Origin of the sequence: Sphaerotilus sulfidivorans, assembly GCF_013426975.1 — a bacterium.
Lineage (GTDB): Bacteria > Pseudomonadota > Gammaproteobacteria > Burkholderiales > Burkholderiaceae_C > Sphaerotilus > Sphaerotilus sulfidivorans.
Map to the genome: position 1 here is coordinate 67648 of NZ_JACCPY010000015.1, position 18086 is coordinate 85733.

The 18086-nt window shown below is 69.2% G+C and carries 17 protein-coding genes and 1 pseudogene; 12 read left to right on the forward strand and 6 right to left on the reverse strand.

Going from position 1 to position 18086, the window contains the following annotated elements; genetic code table 11:
- The 6 genes from HZU84_RS11145 (at position 1) to HZU84_RS11170 (ending at position 5927) form a co-directional block, all read left to right on the forward strand.
- The gene (locus tag HZU84_RS11145) at positions 1-1647 is read left to right on the forward strand and encodes an FAD-dependent oxidoreductase (RefSeq protein WP_149505561.1); all 1647 of its coding nucleotides are present in this window, start codon (positions 1-3) and stop codon (positions 1645-1647) included.
- Between the two features lie 16 nt (positions 1648-1663).
- The gene (locus HZU84_RS11150; RefSeq protein ID WP_149505560.1) at positions 1664-1891 is read left to right on the forward strand and encodes a DUF2783 domain-containing protein; all 228 of its coding nucleotides are present in this window, start codon (positions 1664-1666) and stop codon (positions 1889-1891) included.
- A gap of 14 nt (positions 1892-1905) precedes the next feature.
- The gene (locus HZU84_RS11155; protein WP_149505559.1) at positions 1906-2868 is read left to right on the forward strand and encodes a Bug family tripartite tricarboxylate transporter substrate binding protein; all 963 of its coding nucleotides are present in this window, start codon (positions 1906-1908) and stop codon (positions 2866-2868) included.
- 51 nt (positions 2869-2919) lie between these two features.
- Entirely contained in the window at positions 2920-3477 is a 558-nt protein-coding gene (locus tag HZU84_RS11160) for a VOC family protein (RefSeq protein WP_149505748.1), read from the forward strand.
- Positions 3474-4790: a fumarylacetoacetase gene (gene fahA, locus HZU84_RS11165; RefSeq protein ID WP_149505558.1), complete on the forward strand. Its 1317-nt coding sequence runs from the start codon at positions 3474-3476 to the stop codon at positions 4788-4790. The genes HZU84_RS11160 and fahA overlap by 4 nt, the downstream gene beginning before the upstream one ends.
- A gap of 129 nt (positions 4791-4919) precedes the next feature.
- Positions 4920-5927 carry a 2-dehydropantoate 2-reductase gene (locus HZU84_RS11170; protein WP_149505557.1) on the forward strand — a complete coding sequence of 336 codons (1008 nt, stop codon included), beginning with the start codon at positions 4920-4922 and terminating at the stop codon, positions 5925-5927.
- A 129-nt stretch (positions 5928-6056) separates the two neighbouring features.
- Here the strand turns inward: HZU84_RS11170 and HZU84_RS11175 are convergent, their stop codons facing one another.
- The gene (locus tag HZU84_RS11175) at positions 6057-7193 is read right to left on the reverse strand and encodes a ParB/RepB/Spo0J family partition protein (RefSeq protein WP_180692904.1); all 1137 of its coding nucleotides are present in this window, start codon (positions 7191-7193) and stop codon (positions 6057-6059) included.
- A gap of 15 nt (positions 7194-7208) precedes the next feature.
- Complete coding sequence (locus HZU84_RS11180; RefSeq protein ID WP_149505555.1) at positions 7209-8318, reverse strand: ParA family protein; 1110 nt, start codon at positions 8316-8318, stop codon at positions 7209-7211.
- Between the two features lie 646 nt (positions 8319-8964).
- Here HZU84_RS11180 and HZU84_RS11185 point away from each other — a divergent pair.
- Entirely contained in the window at positions 8965-10374 is a 1410-nt protein-coding gene (locus tag HZU84_RS11185) for a replication initiation protein (RefSeq protein WP_180692905.1), read from the forward strand.
- Between the two features lie 13 nt (positions 10375-10387).
- Here the strand turns inward: HZU84_RS11185 and HZU84_RS11190 are convergent, their stop codons facing one another.
- The 3 genes from HZU84_RS11190 to HZU84_RS11200 are packed head-to-tail and all read right to left on the reverse strand — an operon-like array spanning position 10388 to position 13306.
- Positions 10388-10819, reverse strand: coding sequence for a c-type cytochrome (locus HZU84_RS11190; RefSeq protein WP_180692906.1), 432 nt, complete (start codon positions 10817-10819; stop codon positions 10388-10390).
- Between the two features lies 1 nt (position 10820).
- Positions 10821-11393, reverse strand: a complete 573-nt coding sequence (locus HZU84_RS11195; RefSeq protein WP_149505552.1) for a pentapeptide repeat-containing protein — start codon at positions 11391-11393, stop codon at positions 10821-10823.
- Positions 11394-11440: 47 nt separating this feature from the next.
- Complete coding sequence (locus tag HZU84_RS11200) at positions 11441-13306, reverse strand: methanol/ethanol family PQQ-dependent dehydrogenase (protein ID WP_149505747.1); 1866 nt, start codon at positions 13304-13306, stop codon at positions 11441-11443.
- Between the two features lie 229 nt (positions 13307-13535).
- Between HZU84_RS11200 and HZU84_RS11205 the strand changes: the two genes are divergently transcribed.
- The 5 genes from HZU84_RS11205 (at position 13536) to HZU84_RS11225 (ending at position 17656) form a co-directional block, all read left to right on the forward strand.
- Positions 13536-14171, forward strand: coding sequence for a response regulator (locus HZU84_RS11205; protein WP_180692908.1), 636 nt, complete (start codon positions 13536-13538; stop codon positions 14169-14171).
- A complete protein-coding gene (locus HZU84_RS20970; protein WP_180692909.1) occupies positions 14168-15598 on the forward strand; it encodes a histidine kinase in 1431 nt (476 codons plus the stop codon). Before HZU84_RS11205 ends, HZU84_RS20970 begins: the two co-directional genes overlap by 4 nt.
- Positions 15595-16224 (forward strand): response regulator transcription factor, encoded by a 630-nt coding sequence (locus HZU84_RS11215; RefSeq protein ID WP_149505550.1) that lies wholly within the window; start codon positions 15595-15597, stop codon positions 16222-16224. Before HZU84_RS20970 ends, HZU84_RS11215 begins: the two co-directional genes overlap by 4 nt.
- Positions 16225-16362: 138 nt before the next feature.
- Positions 16363-17382 carry a PQQ-dependent catabolism-associated beta-propeller protein gene (locus HZU84_RS11220; RefSeq protein WP_420821139.1) on the forward strand — a complete coding sequence of 340 codons (1020 nt, stop codon included), beginning with the start codon at positions 16363-16365 and terminating at the stop codon, positions 17380-17382.
- Positions 17383-17503: 121 nt separating this feature from the next.
- Entirely contained in the window at positions 17504-17656 is a 153-nt protein-coding gene (locus tag HZU84_RS11225) for a hypothetical protein (protein WP_180692910.1), read from the forward strand.
- A gap of 310 nt (positions 17657-17966) precedes the next feature.
- On the opposite strand, the pseudogene HZU84_RS20585 reads toward HZU84_RS11225, so the two are convergent.
- A pseudogene (locus HZU84_RS20585) lies at positions 17967-18086 on the reverse strand (IS5/IS1182 family transposase); the annotation flags it as partial.

Genomic DNA, 18086 nt, shown 5'->3' on the forward strand with positions numbered 1-18086 from the left:
ATGCATTCCACCTACAGCTATCCGAAGTTCGACGCGCCGCGCGCGCCCGAGCTCGACGCCGCGCCCGGCACGGCCCGCCGCCCGGTGGTGGTGGTGGGCGCCGGCCCGGTGGGCCTGAGCGTGGCGATCGACCTCGCACAGCGCGGCCAGCCGGTGCTGCTGCTCGACGACGACGACACCGTCAGCGTCGGCTCGCGCGGCCTGTGCTATGCCAAGCGCACGCTGGAGATCCTCGACCGGCTCGGCTGCGGCCAGCCGGTGGTCGACAAGGGCGTGACCTGGAACGTCGGGCGCACCTTTCTGGACACCGAGGAGGTGTTCAGCTTCGACCTGCTGCCCGAGGCCGGCCACGAGCGGCCCGGCATGGTCAACCTGCAGCAGTACTACCTGGAAGCGTATCTGGTGGCGCGAGCCCGCGAGCTGCCCGCGCTGGAGATGCGCTTCCGCCACAAGGTGACGCAGGTCGAGCCGCATGGCGCCGGCGCCACGCTGCAGGTCGAGACGCCGCACGGCACCTTCACGCTGGCCTGCGACTGGCTGGTGGTGTGCGACGGCGCGCGCAGCCCGGTGCGCTCGATGCTCGGCCTGGACATCGAGGGCCGGGTCTTCCGCGACCGCTTCCTGATCGCCGACGTGGTGATGAAGGCGGACTTTCCGGCCGAGCGCTGGTTCTGGTTCGACCCGCCGTTCCACCGCGGCCAGAGCGTGCTGCTGCACCGCGAGGCCGACCATGTCTGGCGCATCGACTTCCAGCTCGGCTGGGAGGCCGACCCGGACGAGGAGCGCAAGCCCGAGCGCGTGATCCCGCGCATTCGCGCGATGCTCGGCGACGAGCGGCCCTTCGAGCTGGAATGGGTCAGCGTCTACACCTTCCAGTGCCGGCGCATGACGAACTTCCGCCACGGCCGGGTGCTGTTCGCCGGCGACGCGGCGCACCAGGTCAGCCCCTTCGGCGCGCGCGGCGCCAACTCCGGCATCCAGGACGCCGACAACCTCGGCTGGAAGCTGGGTGCCGTGCTGAGCGACCGCGCCCCCGAGACGCTGCTCGACAGCTACCACGCCGAGCGCGCCTTCGCCGCCGACGAGAACCTGCTGAACTCGACCCGCTCGACCGACTTCATCACGCCCAAGAGCGCGATGTCGAAGCGATTCCGCAACGCGGTGCTCGGCCTGGCGCGCGAGCATGCGTTCGCCCGCGCGCTGGTCAACTCAGGCCGGCTTTCGGTGCCAGCCACGCTGCACACCTCCGCCCTGGTGACGCCGGACCGCGCGGGCGAGAGCTTCGAGGGCTGGATGCTGCCGGGCGCGCCGATGGACGATGCGCCGGTGGCGGTCGACGGCCAGCCGACCTGGCTGCTGCGCCAGGTGGCGGCGGGCGAGTTCACGCTGCTGGTCTTCGGCGACACGCCGGTGACGCTGCCGGACGATCTGCCGGTGCCGGTCGGCCTGCGCCGGGTGCAGCGCCTGGGCAGCGCCACGGCACCAGGCGATCTGCTCGACACCGAAGGCCACCTGAGCCGCCGCTACGACGGCCGCCCGGGCACGGTCTACCTGCTGCGCCCGGACCAGCATGTGGCGGCGCGCTGGCGCGCCTTCGATGCCGACGCGCTGCGCGCCGCGCTGCGCCGCAGCCTGGCGCTGCAGTGACACGGAGGACAGGACGATGAACACGCTGATCACCCACCCCAACTTCGGCGAGCCCGGCCGGCGCGACCGCCACGCCTTCTCGCCCGGCGACGACTTCTACGAGGCGCTGATCGAGACCCACCGCGACCTCGACGACGAGCGCAGCCAGATGCTCAATGCCCGGCTGGTGCTGCTGCTGGCCAACCACATCGGCGACCTGCGCGTGCTGCGCGAGGCGCTGGCCGCCGCCCGCCAGGGCGTCTGAAGAAAGACCTCGACATGAAGATCGACCTGATCCGCCGCATGCTGCTGGCTGCCGCGCTGCTGCCCGCCGCCGCGCAGGCCCAGGACAGCAAGCCGCTCGAATGGGTGGTGGGCTACGCCGCCGGAGGCGGCTCCGACACGGTGGCGCGCACCGTCGCCGAGGCGATGGGCAAGGCGCTGGGCCGCAGCATCGTCGTCAGCAACAAGCCGGGCGCAGCCACCAACATCGCCGCCGACCATGTCGCCAAGTCGAAGGACTTCGGCAACATCATGCTGACGGCCGACTTCGCGACGCTGGCGGCCAATCCCTCGCTGTTCGCCCGGCTGCCCTACGACGCCGAGCGCGACTTCGTGCCGGTGGGTCTGCTGGCACGATTCCCGATGATCCTGGTGGTCAACCCGGCGCTGCCGGTGCGCAGCTACAAGGACTTCCTGGCCTGGGCGCGCGCCAATCCGGACGCGCTCAACTATGCCTCGGCCGGACCGGGCAGCCCGCACCATCTGGCCGGCGAGCTGCTGCGCGAGCGCACCGGTCTGAAGATGCAGCATGTGCCCTACCGGGGCGCCGCGCCGGCGGTGCAGGACCTGATCGGCGGCCGGGTGCCCTTCGCGCTGATGGACAGCGCAAGCGTGCAGCAGCATCTGCTCTCGGGCAAGCTGCGCGGCATCGGCGTGGCCTCGCCGGCGCGGCTGAAGACGATGGCCGACATTCCGACGCTGGCCGAGCAGGGCCTGAGCGGCTTCGAGGCCTACGCCTGGCAGGGCCTGGTGGTGCCGACCGGCACGCCGCCGGAGACGGTCGCGCAGCTGCACCGCGCACTGCAGCAGGCACTGGACACGACGATGGTCAAGGCCCGCTTCCAGACCCTGGCGCTGGAGGCCCTGCCCGGCACGCCGAAGCAGATGGCCGACTACGCCCGTCTCGAGCGCGAGCGCTGGGGCCGGCTGATCGCCGCCAACAACATCCGGCTGGACTGACGGTCCGCCCCCCGAACCCGCAAGGAGCCGCACATGAGCGATCCCCGCCCGCTGAAGATCGACCGCATCCACCATGTCGCCTACCGCTGCAAGGACGCGAAGCAGACCGTCGAGTGGTACGGCCGCATGCTGAAGATGGACTTCATGCTCGCCATCGCCGAGGACCGCGTGCCCTCGACCAAGGCGCCCGACCCCTACATGCACATCTTCCTAGACGCCGGCGGCGGCAATGTGCTGGCCTTCTTCGAGCTGCCGACCCAGCCCGAGATGGGCCGCGATCCCAACACGCCGGCCTGGGTGCAGCACATCGCCTTCCGCGTCGCCGACCGCGAGACGCTGCTGGCCTACAAGACCCATCTGGAGGCCGAAGGCGTCGAGGTGCTGGGCGTGACCGACCACGGCGCCTTCCACTCGATCTATGTCTTTGACCCGAACGGCCACCGCGTCGAGCTGGCCTGCCCGGACCCCGACGAGGCCGAGATGCTGCGCCGCATGGACGAGGTGAAATGGAAGATGCTCGAGGACTGGAGCCTGACCAAGCGCGCCCCGAAGCATGCCGCCTTCTTCCACGAGCGCGAGTTCAAGCCCGCCGCGGAGGCCACCCGATGAGCAGCGCCGCACAGCCCTGGCTGCAGATCGACGAGACGCATGATCCGGCGCTGACGAGCTGGGTCGCGGCAGCCAACGATCCAGCCACCGATTTCCCGGTCCAGAACCTGCCGTTCGGGCGTTTCCGCACGGCCACAAATCCTGCGCCGCGCCTGGGCGTGGCCATCGGCGACCAGGTGCTGGATCTGGAGCGCGCCGGCCTGGTCGAGCCGGGCTCGGACCTGAACGCGCTGATGGCCCGCGGGCCGGCGCTGCGCCGCACGCTGCGCCTGACGCTGTCGCGCGGCCTGCGCGCGGGCAGCCCGAAGCAGGCTGACTGGGCCGCCGCGCTGGTGCCGATGGCCGCGGCCGAGCTGCTGCTGCCCTGCCGCGTCGGCGACTACACCGATTTCTACATCGGCATCCACCACGCCACCCGCGTCGGGCGCCTGTTCCGGCCGGACAACCCGCTGCTGCCGAACTACAAATGGGTGCCGATCGGCTACCACGGCCGCGCCTCCTCGCTGATCGCCAGCGGCCAGGGCTTCCGGCGCCCGAACGGCCAGTCGATGCCGCCCGGCGCGACCGAACCCCGCTTCGGCCCCTGCCAGCGCCTGGACCATGAGCTGGAGCTGGGCATCCTGATCGGCTCGGGCAATGCACTGGGCGAGCCGATCCCGGTCGACCAGGCGGAAGACCATGTCTTCGGCCTGACGCTGTTCAACGACTGGTCGGCACGCGACGTGCAAGCCTGGGAATACCAGCCGCTCGGTCCCTTCCTGTCGAAGAACTTCGCCAGCACGCTCTCGCCCTGGGTGGTGACGCTGGAGGCGCTCGCCCCGTTCCGCCAGCCCTTCACCCGACCCGAGGGCGACCCGGCGCCGCTGCCCTACCTCGACTCCAAGCAGCAGCGCGCCTCGGGCGCGATCGACATCGGGCTGGAGGTCCACCTGCAGACCGCCGAGATGGCCGGGCGCGGCCAGGCGCCGGCGCGCATCGCACGCTCGAACTTCGCCTCGGCCGCCTACTGGACGATCGCGCAGCTGGTCGCGCATCACACCGTGGGCGGCTGCAACCTGCAGCCGGGCGACCTGTTCGGCTCAGGCACGCTCTCCGGTCCCGGCGAGGGCGAAGGCGGATCGATGCTGGAGCTGACCGAGGGCGGCAAGCGCGCGCTGGAGCTGCCCGGCGGCGAGACGCGCACCTTCCTGCAGGACGGCGACACCGTGATCCTGAAGGCGCGCTGCGAACGCGCCGGCGCGCGTGCCATCGGCTTCGGCGAGTGCCGCGGCACGGTGCTGCCGGCACCAGGCATGGCCATCTCCGCAGTTTGAACGTTCAAACCATGGCATGGCGCATCAAGCGCAACTTGACACGCCAACAGGATGGATGGCTTGTGAACAGGGTGTGGACTGGCAAGAATCATCGGCCTCTGTCCGATGACTCGAACTCTCCATCACCCCATGAACCTCTCTTCCCTCAAGACCTGCATCGTCGGTGCCGGTGCGATCGGCGGCTTTCTGGGCGCTCGTCTGGCAGTCAGCGGCGTGCCCACCAGTGCGCTGGCGCGTGGCGCCACCCTCGAGGCACTGCGCACGCATGGCTGGCACCTCGACAGCACTGACGCCAGCCTGCGCACCCAGGCACCGGTGGCCATCGCCAGTGACAGGGCCGATGTGCTCGGCGTCCACGATCTGGTGATCCTGGCGGTCAAGGCCCAGGCCCTGCCGGCGCTGGCACCGCAGCTCACGCCGCTGATCGGCCCCGACACCGTCGTGCTGACGATGATGAACGGCGTGCCCTGGTGGTTCTGCGCCGATCAGCCGCAGGTGCCGGGAGGCCGGCTCGAGAGCGTCGATCCGGGCGGCGCGATCGCGCAGGCGCTGCCGCAGGGGCAGGTGCTCGGCGGCGTGGTCCATGCCAGCGCGGCCACCTCCGAGCCCGGTCGGGTTCAGCACCGCATGGGCCGCGGCCTGATCGTCGGCGAGCCCGCCGGCGGCACCAGTGCGCGCGCCGAGGCGGTGGGCGCGCTGCTTCACCAGGCCGGCTTCGACACCACCGTGTCGAGCACGCTGCGCCGCGAGCTCTGGTACAAGCTCTGGGGCAACCTGACGATGAACCCGGTCAGCGCCGTCACCGGCGCGACGATCGATCAGGTGCTGGCCGATCCGCTGGTGCGCGAGTTCTGCAGCCGAGCGATGCGCGAGGCCGCGCTGATCGGCGAGCGCATCGGCTGCCCCATCGACCAGGGCCCGGAGGAGCGCCATGCGGTGACCGCCAGGCTCGGCGCCTTCCGCACCTCGATGCTTCAGGATGTAGAGGCCGGCCGACCCATCGAACTCGACGCCATCGTCGGCGCGGTGCGCGAGATCGGCGGCCATGTCGGCGTGGCCACACCAGCAATCGATGCGCTGCTGGGACTGACCCGGCTTTTTGCACGCCAGCGCGGCCTGTATCCGGCACAAGGCTGAGCACAACCGCTGAGCCCACGCTCTGGACCACCGCACTGCAAACGTCCAGGATTTAACCGGTTAAATCCTGGACACATTCCGGATCCGCGGAAAGCAGTGGAAAGACAGCCAGCGGGGGGTGGAACGGTTCTACCCCCTGTGCCGCGCCTTCAGGCTCAACAGCCCAGCCGACAGCCGTTCCGCCAGATCGGCCAGATCCGGGGCGCTGCCCAAGCCGGCATCGGTGCCGATGCGGATCTCGATCCCACCGTCGTCCGCCACACGCACCCAGCCCACTTCCAGACCATCCAGACGGACAGGCTGCGACTTCAGGGGGTGGAACCGTTCCACCCCCTGCCCCGGCACGTGTGGGTCCGAGGCCTTCGATGTCAGTCGCTCGAAGATCTGCCGGGCCGAGACCGCATCAGGTGACGTCCGCAGAGACTGCGCCATCGATCGCACCCGCTCTGGGTCGCTCGCCAGCGCATCGGCCAGCGGCTTGGCCCAGCGAAACTGCAACTGCAGCGGCGAGGCAAAGGCCTCGACGACGAAGGCCGGCAGCGCGGCCAGAGCCAGGGCCTTGCCCAGCGCGCTCAGATCGACTCCGATCGCCTCCGCGAGCTTGCGATTCGACGGGAAGAGCCCGCCATCAAGCGCCCGGCGATACATCATGCCTTGCTCCCAGGCCGACAGATCCTTGCGCGACCGGTTCTCCCGCTCCATCTCGACGAAGAGCGTCTGGTCATCCAGATTGTCGATGACGGCCAGCACCGGCAGGCCCAGCTCCCGGCAAGCCTGCAGACGACGATGGCCGAAGACCACCTCGTAGCGAGCGCCGCCGTCGCCCTCCTCCCGACTGACCGGCCGGACCTTGATCGGCTGCACATTGCCGCCTGCATCCTGGATCTCGCTGCGCAGCTTCTGGAAGTCGGCACCGGACAGGCTGTGCGGATGCCGGTTGGCATAGCGGCTGGGACGAATCAGCGCCGGATCGATGAGCCGGGCCGCCTTGGCGCCATCCCACTGCTGCAGCTCTCCCAGGGCCTCGTCGAGCCGGCCGCGCAGGACATCGGTCTGTCGGGCCCGCTCGCGCAAGGTCTCGTTCTCACGCAGCAGCTCGGAGCGGGTGTCATTGGCGAAGGCCATCAAGGCGCCCGGCGCGGTCTTCGGCCGGGGCGTGAAGGCGGGCAGGGCAGCCGGGTCCGTGGCAGTGCTGTCCGCGCTCGATCCCGGCAGCTTGCTGAAATCGAGGCGTGAGGCCTTGTCGAGCAACTTGCTGTTCTTCATCGCATCAGCTCCTCATCACGGCTTCATCTGTTCCAGCTGAGCAGCCCAGACCGCGACGATCTGCTGCTCGACGAGTTCGCACATCCTGTCGAAGGCGTCACGGGCGCGGGCGAAGGTCCGTGCATTGATCGATCCACGCGGCAGGTCATAGACCGTGCCGAACTCGGCCGAAGCGGTGGCAGCCACCGAGGTCTTCGGAATCTCGATCGGCAGCACTTTCTCGGTATAGGCCTCCAGCACCCACTGGCGCACCACCGAGCTGGCCGCATCCGAAGGCTCCACCCGCGACAGCAGCACGTCGATGAACTCGAAGGTCTTGTCCTGGCCGCGGCTGCGGATCAGCTGATTGCACAGGTCGCTGAACAGATCCCAGAACTGCGCTGACGAGGCGAAGTCCAGCGCGGACGGCGGCAGCGGCATGATCACGCCGTCAGCCGCCATCAGCGCGTTGATCGTCACATAGGAAAGCGCTGGCGGCGTGTCGATCATGATGACGTCATAGTCCAGGCGAGCCTTGTCGAGACCGCGGTCCAGACAGCGCCAGAACTCGAAGCCCGGGTCGCGTGTCTGCCGCGCCGGCAGGGCAAATTCGGCTCCGAAGAGCAGGGGAGCCGCACACACCAGATCGATGCCGGGCCAGTAGCTGCTGCGCACCGCATAGTCCAGATCCTCCTGCTCGCCGGAGAACAGCAGCATCGCGGTGTGCTCATGATCGACTTCCGCATCCGGCAGCACGCCGAACAGCGTGGTGGCCGAACCTTGCGGATCGAGATCGACCACCAGCACCCGATGCCCTCGCATCGCCAGGCCTTGCGCCAGGGTCACCGTCGACGTGGTCTTGGCCACGCCGCCCTTGAAGTTGGCCACCGTGATCGTCGTGCCCGCGGCCTCTGCAGGACGCATGTGTTCCTGTCGGAAATCGCGTACCCAGGTCCGCGCGTCCTCCATCGACCATTCCCGGCGATTGCCCACCATGCTGCCGCCTGGCAGATCGCCACGGGTCAGGCGGTAGGCAATCCGGCTCTTGTCGACGCCACACAGCTCGGCCAGCTGCGCTGCACTCACAGGCGGGGCCTGCTTGATCGAGGCCGGCGGCAGCATCGCAGCCCTGATCTGGCCCATCATCGCGGCGATTCGCGCGGCCTGAGTCTCGATGTCTGCCAGCGACTGTCTCTTGATCGGTGCGCTGTGAATGCGAATGGCCTCTGCAGGGGAGGCGAGCTTGCTGTGCATCTTCCGTGTCCTCGGGATGTGCATGCGGGATGTCTTCAGGATCGGTGCTGAAGTCGCCCCGCAGGGAGATTAATAGATATTCAATCTCTTCAAGAGATTAAGCCGGCCCGATGATGGGAAAAGTCTTTTTCAATCAATGACTTGCCGATGTCATTCGACGACCTGTGTCCAGGATCTTCCCGGATTTGTCCAGGATCTTCCCGTTTCCGTCCAGCTTTTTTCCGGGAAGTGTCCGGAAATCAACCGGATCGAGCCCGATCGGGTCAGATCGTGATCTGCGTCATGTGTCCGTACTTTACCCGGTCGGCGGCAGCGGGCTCGGCGATCGGACTGTCCAGCCTTTACCCGATCGATGATCGCTGCCTGACAGGTTCAGGCGCGGTGCCGTTGCCTCGGCTGTCCAGTTTCTACCCGGATGATCTGAGGGCAGAGAAAACCAGGAAAACAAGGTGATGACGGCTCTCGATGCGCCACAGGCGCGGGTTTGTGTCCAAAGAGCCGTGGACATATGATGTCCGTCCCTCTGCCTCCGCACTCCATGAACCCGCTCGATCCCCGGGATCCGGCCGAAGGCCCGGAACTTCGCAAGCCGCACGAGATGATCGTGATGATCCCGCGCTCGAAGCGGGTCACGCTCACCGGCCGTCGCCTGTACAACGCGATGCTGCAGGTGGCGCAGGCCCGGCTGGCGGCGATGGATGCGATGCCGCAGGCCGACTTCATGTTCGAGGCGCCGCTGCCGGCGCTGCTGCGCACCACCGGCTCCAGCGGCGAGGACCGCACCGCGGCCAAGCGCTATCTGCGCGAGATGCGTGGCCTGGAGGTCGACTGGGAGTCGACCGCGCCGGGCGATGGCGTGAAGTGGCGCGGCTTCTCGATGCTGTCGGAGGTGGCGATCGAGGTCAGGAATGGCGAGAACTGGGTGTCCTGGTCCTATCCCCCCTCGATCATGACGGTGCTGCGCGAGCCGCAGCGCTGGGCTTCGATCGATCTGGACGTGCTGGCCCGACTGGGCACCTACACCGCGGTGGCGCTCTACGAGATCTGCGCGCGCTACCGTGACAACCCGTCCGGGCTGACCAGCCGCAAGCCGGCGGCCTGGTGGTCGGATGCGCTCAACCAGGCCCCGGGTGGCGCCGACCGGCGCGAGTGGCGCAAGTTCAAGTCCGAGCGGGTGCGTCCGGCCATCGACGAGATCAACCGCGAGACCGACCTGGAGGTCGAGCTGATCGAGCACAAGCAGGGCAGGGCGGTGGTGGAGGTGCAGTTCGCGGTGCGGCGGCGCCTGGCGGCCTCGCGGACCGGTGCGGGCCTGCCCGAGCCGGTCGATGCCAATCTGGTGCTGCGCGCCGAGTCGCTGGGCATTCGCGAGATCAAGCTCGAGGGCCTGCTGACCGAGTTCGGCGACGAGCGCGTGCGCCAGCAGCTCGAGGTGCTGGAGCGGCGGGTGGCCAACAACCGGCTCTCGCCGCTGGACAATGCCTACTCCTATCTGCGCACGCTGCTGCGCACCGAGACGGTGGCCGGCACCGAAGCCACCGCCCGGCCTGCGCAGCCGCGGCCGGCACCGGCGCCTCGGGTGGCCGAGCTTGTCCGGCCGGCCGGCGAGCGTGAGATGTCGCCGCCGCCGGCCGCCGGGAGCGCGCCGACGGCCGGTCGCGCCGAGCCCGATGCCGATGTCCAGGCCCGCTGGCTGAACGGCCGCATCGCCGAGATCCGTCAGGAACTGGTGATGCTGGCCCCCGAGGAGCGCAAGGTCTGGGTCGACCGCGCGATCCAGGAGCTCTCGGCCAAGGGGGCGCTGAGCGCGATCATCGTGCGCCGCGCCTCCCAGGGCGATGTGCTGCACGGCCTGCTGGGCTCGGTGGTGGTGCGGCTGTATGCCAGCGCGACGCACGGCGAGGACTGGAACCAGCCGCCGGCATCGCTGCTGCCGCCGCCGCCCTGAGGCGGGCTGGGGTTCAGCGCGCGGGGGCGGGGCGCGGCCGGCTTTCGATGAAGTTGCGGATCGACCAGATCTCGTCCGGGCTCAGCCGTCCTTCCCAGGGCGGCATGTGCACGATGCCGGCGCGGATCTTGCCCTCGTTGACCGAGCGCAGATAGTAGCGGTCGACATCGTCGCGGCAGTGGGTCTGCAGCGCGGGATCCTTCAGCCGACGGCAGAAGCTGTCGAGCCGGCGCAGGTCAGGCGCCTCGGCGATCGGGTTGACCGCCTCCTCGCCGTGGCATTCCGCGCAGTGCTGGCGGTAGCCCTGTCGCCCTGCCTCGATCACCCGGCTGTCGCCGCGCAGCGGGTTGACGCCGGGCACCGGTCGGTCCTGGCCCAGCGCGCTGCCGAAAGCGCCCAGCAGCAGCCCCAGCGTCAGGCCCATGTGCATGAGGTGTCGATGCATCTCACCATCCCTCCGGGCAGCCCCGGCAGCCCTGCAGATGGGCGTCCGGGAAGATGGCGAAGCGCAGCACGGTCCCGTCCAGGTCCGCATCCTGCAGATTGCTGCCGACGAACTTGGTCTCCTGAAGATCGGCTCCGACCAGCTTCGCGCCGACCAGCCAGACGAAGTTCATCCGGGCGGCCTCGAGGTTGGCGGCCGAAAGGTCGGCGCCGCTCATGTCGGCGCGGAAGAAGCGCCCCATCGCCAGGTTGGCCGCAACCATCGTGGCACCGCGGAAGGAGGCGCCGGGCGCGTTCAGCGCGTAGGCCTGCACGCCGGTGAGGTCGGCGCCGTCGAGCTTCGCGCCGGCCATGTTGGCGCTGCGAAGCCGGGCACGGGACAGCTTCGCGCCGCTGAAGTTCACGCCACGCAGGTCCTTGCCGACCAGGTCGGCATGGCGCAGGTCCGCGCCGGGACAGTGCGCATAGGGCCAGAGATGGCAGCCGTTGATGACGGTGACCACCGGCTCGGCCGACGGCTGTGACCGGACCGGCGCGGGCGACAGCCCGGCGCCGACCGCCAGCGTCACCGCCATCGGCAGCAGGGCCAGTCGACCCCGCGGCCGCCGCAGCGACGCGGGCCTCACTTGGCCGCCACCTTCTGCGCCGCGCGCGGCAGCTTGAAGACCCAGTAGCTGCCGCCCTGGGTGACCTGGCGGGTCAGCTCGGCCATGTCTCCGCCCCACAGCGGCACCGCGCCGCCGTAGCCCGAGGACAGGCCGATGTACTGCTCGCCGTCCTGCTCCCAGGTGATCGGCACCGAGACCACGCCCGAGCCGGTCTGGAACTTCCACAGCTCCTTGCCCGTCTTCGCGTCGAGGATCTTGATGTAGCCGTCGGACGTGCCGGTCACCAGCAGGCCGCCGGCGGTGGTCAGCGTGCCGGCCCACAGCGGGAACTTCTCCTTGTGCTCCCAGGCGATCTTGCCGGTGACCGGATTGATCGCGCGCAGCGTGCCGACATGGTCGTCATACAGGCGCTTGATGCGGAAGCCCTGGCCGAGGTAGGCCGAGCCGGCCTTGTAGGTCAGGTTCTCGGTCCAGTAGTCCATCGCCCAGTGGTTGCCGGGAATGTAGAACAGGCCGGTGTCGGGCGAGTAGGACATCGGCATCCAGTTCGTGCCACCGAGGAAGGGCGGCGAGACGAACACCGCCTTGCCCTTGTCGGTGCCTGCGGTCGGCTGGGGCGGACGCTGGCCTGCCACCTCGTTGGGTCGGCCGGTCTTCAGGTCGATGCCGGTGGCCCAGGTGATGCCGTCGACGAAGGGCCAGGCCCCGATCAGCGCGGTCGGCTTGTTCGGGTAGCCGGCGCCGGTGGCCAGCTTCTCGCGGTCGGTGACATAGAAGAAGCCGTTGCGGTCGGCGTGCGCGCTGGCCTTGACCTGCTTGCCGGTCTTCGGATCCTTGTAGTCGAACAGCACCACCGAGTTGTTGCCCGAGAAGTCCCAGGCGTCGTTCGGGGTGTGCTGGTAGAAGCCCTTGAGCTCGCCGGTGGTGGCATCGACATAGGCCTGGCCGGAGGTGAACAGGCTGTCCCAGTTCTTCGGGTCGTCGCCTTCCTTCGTGCGCTTCCAGGTGTTCCACGGCGCGGGGTTGCCGGCACCGATGACGATGGTGTTGGTCTCCGGGTCGAACGCGGCCGACTGCCAGGGCGCGCCGCCACCGTGGTGCCAGGCCTCGACCAGGTTGCCGTCCTTGTCGCGCGGCCAGCTCGGTGCCTTGGCGTCGCCGGTGGCCGTGCTGTCCTTGCCGTTCAGGCGGCCGGTGTGGCCTTCGACCAGCGGACGGGCCCAGACTTCCTCGCCGGTGTCGGGGTCGCGGGCGTACAGGTAGCCGACCACGCCGAACTCGTCGCCCGACGAGCCGTGCACCAGCAGCACGCGGCCGTTCTTTTCCTTCACGACGGTCGGCGCGCCGGTCATGGTGTAGCCGACCTTGTGGTCGGCGAACTTCTCGTTCCAGACCACCTTGCCGGTCGCGCGGTCGAGCGCGATCATGCGTGCGTCCAGCGTGCCGAAGAAGACCTTGTCGCCATAGATCGCCGCACCGCGGTTGACCACGTCGCAGCAGGGTCGGATGTCGTCGGGCAGGCGGTGCTCGTACATCCAGATCTGCTTGCCGGTCTTCGCGTCCAGCGCATGGAAGCGCGAGTAGGAGCTGGTCACGTAGATCACGCCGTCATGCACCAGGGCCTGCGCTTCCTGGCCGCGCTGCTTCTCGCCGCCGAAGGAGAAGCTCCAGGCGGGAACGAGCTGGTCGACGTTGCGGGCGTTGATCTGCTTGAGCGGGCTGTGGCGCTGGGTCTTCAGGCCGAGACCGTAGTTCAGCACGTCCTGGCCGGTCTTGTCGTCGTTGGCGATGTCGTTCCAGCTGACCGGCTTGACGGCGGCCGCAGGCAGGCTGGCCAGGCCGAGCATCAGCGCGGCGCTGGCGGCGGCCACGGCGTTCATGGCGGGAAAACGGGTCATGTTGTCTCTCCTGGTTGTCGGACCGGGCCAGTCTAGGAAGCGAGGTTCCTTCTTCCCCGGGAGCGGTTCCCGATGCGACCGGGAGATCTTCCCGAGGGTGCTCGCCACTGGCGGCATGTGAATTGCTTGATTGACGATGACGGCATCAAGGCGGCACGAAGAGGCCCGATGCCACACGAAGAAATCCGAAGAAACCCGAAGGAGACAAGCGATGATCCGCATCCTGCTGCTCGACGACCATGCGGTCGTGCGTGCCGGCTACCGCCAGCTGATCGATGCCGAGCCGGACATGCAGGTGCTGGCCGAGGCGGCCACCTCGCCCCAGGCCTGCGAGCTGCTCTCGCGCACCGGGGTGGATCTGGCGGTGGTCGACCTGAGCCTGCGCGGCGACAGCGGCATCGAGGCGATCCGCCGGCTGCGCGAGCGCCAGCGCTCCCTGCGGGTGCTGGTGTGCAGCATGCATGCGCATGAGGGCTACATCACCCAGGCGCTGCGTGCCGGCGCGTCGGGCTATCTGACCAAGGACAGCGAGCCCGAGGAGATGCTGCAGGCGATCCGCCGGGTGACGGCAGGCCGGACGGTGCTGCCCCCCGGCCTGGCGACGCTGCTGCCCTTGCCGGACGCCGATCTGCCGACCCGACGTCAGCTCGAGCAGCTCACCCCGCGCGAGTTCGAGATCCTGCGGCTGATGTCCGAGGGCCTGCTGATCGATCAGGTCGCCTCGGCGCTGCGCATCAGCGAGAAGACGGTCCACAACACCATGTCGCTGGTGCGTCAGAAGCTCGAGGAGCGCAGCGACTTCCGTCTCTGCCGTCTCGTTCTGGAGCAGGGCGTGGTGCGGCTGTGAGTGCCGCCCGAGCCTTGCCGGAGCTGTCCCGGCTGGTGATGCGGCGTGCCGCGCGGGTCGGTCTGGTGGCGGTGCTGCTGGCCCTGCTGGTCGGGCTGCTGCGCATCGACGAGGCGATCGAGGAGGAGGTCGACGCCGCCATGCAGCTCGCCGAGATGAGCGCCCGCCTGGCCCGCCTCGAGCCGCTCGACGATGCCGGGGTGCTGTCCGCGCTGCGCGCCCAGCAGCAGGGCGGCCTGCGCCATCTGACGCTGACGATCCGCGACGAGTCCGGTCGTGCGCTGCTGGCCCCGGATCCGCCGGCCGTGCCCGAGGGGCTGCTCGACCTGCTGGCCGATCTGCACCGGCGCTGGAGCGAGGACGAGCCGGTGCGCAGCGTCAGCTGGACCTTGCCGCGGCCGGATGGTCGCCTCTGGATGCTGACGCTGCAGGCCTCGCCCGAGGGCGAGCGCCGCGAGGCGCTGGCCGACATCGGCGGCGTGTTCCTGGTGCTGCTGGGCTGCATCGCCGGACTGCTGCTGGTGATGCGGCGCAATGTGCGCCGCTCGCTGGCGCCTCTGGACGATCTGCTGGCGGCCATCGACGGCATCGAGCATGGCCGGCTCGCGCCGGTGCGGGCGCTGACGGCGATGCCGACCCGCGAGCTGGACCAGATCGCCGCGGCGCTGCGTCAGCTCGCCGGTGCGCTCGACGAGGCCGAGTCGCGCCGCCGGCTGCTGAGCCAGAAGATGCAGACGCTGCAGGAAGACGAGCGCGCCCGCCTGGCGCGCGAACTGCACGACGAGTTCGGCCAGCATCTGACCGCGCTGCGCTTCGATGCCGCCTGGCTGGCGCGCCAGCTCGCCGACCAGCCCCGGCTGCTCGAGGTGGTGCAGGGCATCTCGCGCCACTGCGGCGAGGTGCAGCGCGACATCCGCGATCTGCTGGTGCAGCTGCGCCCGCTCGGCCCGGTGATGGAGGGCCACGAGGAGCGGGTGGCGCCACAGCGCCTGCAGGAGCTGCTCGAGGCGCTGGTGCGGGGCTGGCAGGTGCTGCATGACGGCCGCGAGGGCCGGCCGGCACGGGATTTCCGCCTGGCGCTGCACATCGACGCCTCCGCACCGGCGCTGCCGCGCGAGCTTGCGCTGGCGGTGTATCGGCTCAGCCAGGAGGCGCTGACCAATGCCGCCCGCCATGCCCAGGCGACGCGGGTGGCGCTGGCGGTCGACATCGATGCGCAGGCGGTGTGCTGGTCGGTCGAGGATGACGGCGTGGGACTGGGCGATCCGGCCGCGGCGATGCAGCGCGGCAACGGGCTGGGCGGCATGCAGGAGCGGGTCTGGGCGCTCGGTGGACAATGGCGGCTCGCGTCGGACGGCAGCCCCCCGGGGCTGCGGCTGCAGGCGCGTCTTCCCCTGTCCCGTGCCGATGTCGATCCGCCCTCATGATCTCTTCCCGCCTGCATCTCGCGATCGCCGATGACCATGCCGTCGTCCGTCTGGGCTACCGGCGCCTGCTCGAGGGCGAGCCCGATCTCGAGGTGGTGGCCGAATACGCCGATGCCGACCAGGCCTGGGCCGACCTGGCGCTGCGCCGTCCCGGCGAGGTCGATCTGCTGATCCTCGACCTGTCGATGCCCGGGCGCAGCGGCCTGGACCTGCTGCGCCAGCTCGCCGAGTCCTGTCGCTGGCTGAAGGTGCTGGTGTTCACGATGCACGACACGCCGGCGCTGCGTCAGCAGTGCCTGCGTGCCGGCGCGGCCGGCTTCCTGGGCAAGTCCAGCGATCCGGAGGCGCTGGTCGAGGCGGTGCGTCGCATCGCCCGCGGCCTGCCGCCACCGGGTCAGCCCGAGCGGCCTGCGCCCTGCGGCCTGCCGCATGAGCAGCTGACGCCGCGCGAGCACGAGATGCTGCTGCTGATGCTGTCCGGCCATCCGCTCGAGCGCATCGCGCGCGAGATGAATGTCAGCGACAAGACCGTCTCCAACTACCAGACGCTGATCCGCCAGAAGCTCGGCGTGGCCAGCGCGCTGGAGCTGATCCGCTACGGCCAGCAGCACGGCCTGATGCCCTGACGGCGCCTGGATGCCTGCTGCTGGAGCACTGCTCCAGTTCGGAGCAGTCCGATCGGTGCCTTCCCTGTGTCGGGAATTTTTCCCTGTCCACGGTGCAGGCGCGCGCCTAACTTGCCGGGCATGTCCCACCCGAACGAGATGCTCGCGATGATTCAGCCGATCCGATTTTCCTGCCCCCCTGGCGCCTTGAAGGGTCTGACGGCCCTGAGCGCAGCCCTGCTGGTCGCTGCTGCCACCACGCTGCCGGCCCGTGCACAGACCGCCTTCGTCTCGAGCGAGAAGGACCACAAGCTGACGGTGGTGGACCTGAAGACGCAGGCGGTGACGGGCACGATCGCCACCTGCAAGCGCCCGCGCCACATGGTGCTGATGCCGGAGGGCAAGCAGCTGCTGGTGGCCTGCGGCGACTCGGGCCAGGCCGACCTGATCGATCTGGCCACGCGCAAGTCGGTGAGGAAGATCGGGCTGGGCGAGGACCCGGAGATCTTCGACCTGACGCCGGATGGAAAGACGCTGTATGTCTCGAACGAGGAGGACGGCGTGGTCGGGGTGGTCGACGTGGCCAGCGGCAAGCGCAGCGGCGAGATCAAGGTCGGCGAGGAGCCGGAGGGCGTGCTGGTCAGCCGGGATGGCAAGACGGTGTACGTGACCTCGGAGGTGGCGAGCCTGGTGCATGTGATCGATGCGGCCAGCGGGAAGGTGACGAAGAACATCAAGGTGGGCAAGCGGCCGAGGCGCTTCGCGCTGACGCCGGACGGCAGCCAGCTGTGGGTGACGAACGAGCTGGGTGCGAGCGTGACGGTGATCGGCACGAAGGACCATGAGGTGGTGGACACGATCCGCTTCGAGGTGAAGGGCGCCCGCGCGGCGGACATCACGCCGGTGGGGCTGGCGATGACGACGGACGGCAAGCGTGCGTTCGTGGCGCTGGGCAAGGCCAACCATGTGGCCTTCGTGGATGTGGCGAGTCGGAAGGTGACGGACCTGGTGCTGGCGGGCAAGCGGGCATGGGGGCTGGGGCTGAACAAGGCGCAGGACCGGCTGCTGGTGGCCAACGGGCTGTCGGACGATCTGACGATCATCGACGTGGGTGCGGTCAAGGCGCTGAAGACGGTGGCGGTCGGGCGGGTGCCGCACAGCGTGGTGGTGGTGGAGTGACCGAGGGCCGCTGGCCGGTTTGAACGTTCAAACCGGATCGCTTGCATACGAGGCCAGCCAGGCCCGCCACCCGCCCAAGCCGGCGATATCGGTCGCGCCCTCCGGCTTGGCCGGCTCGCAGATGAAGCCGGCATCAGACAGTCGTCGGCCTGTGGCCGGGCGCGGCATCACCGGCGTCAACCGCAGCCAGTGCGCGCATGGCGGCGTGGCCCTGGGCAGCCATGCCAGCAGCCACGCCCGGCCCGCCTGGGGGTGCTGCCCGCCGGCGAGCTGACGCGGAAGCCGCCTTCGTCAAGCTGCGGGTGCTGCCGGTTGCAGGATTGGGCAGGGGCGTGGGGTGTTGGGAGCTGATGCCGACCGGGCCGAGTGCCGCCGTGAGCCGCGTGCTCACCTTGCGTGACGAGGTGCGTGTCCCGGGCTGCGGTGCTGCTGACGGGTCAGATGTGCGCCCAATCGGAGTCACCATCGATGGTGGATGCTGGGGCTTGAGTGGTAGGTGTGGCGCTGCAGGGCAGTTCAACCCGTTTTCGTTTCCTCAGAATAGAAATCAACTCGACAACACTGCTCAGAGACATTTAGAGCAACTAACAAAACCGAATCAGCGTGCGCAGGCAGATGACGCAACAAGCCAGGCTGAGCAAGGCAACGTGCGTCTCAACTTGGCGCTCGAATCGGACGCGCAGCTTGCCAAACGCTGCCAGCCA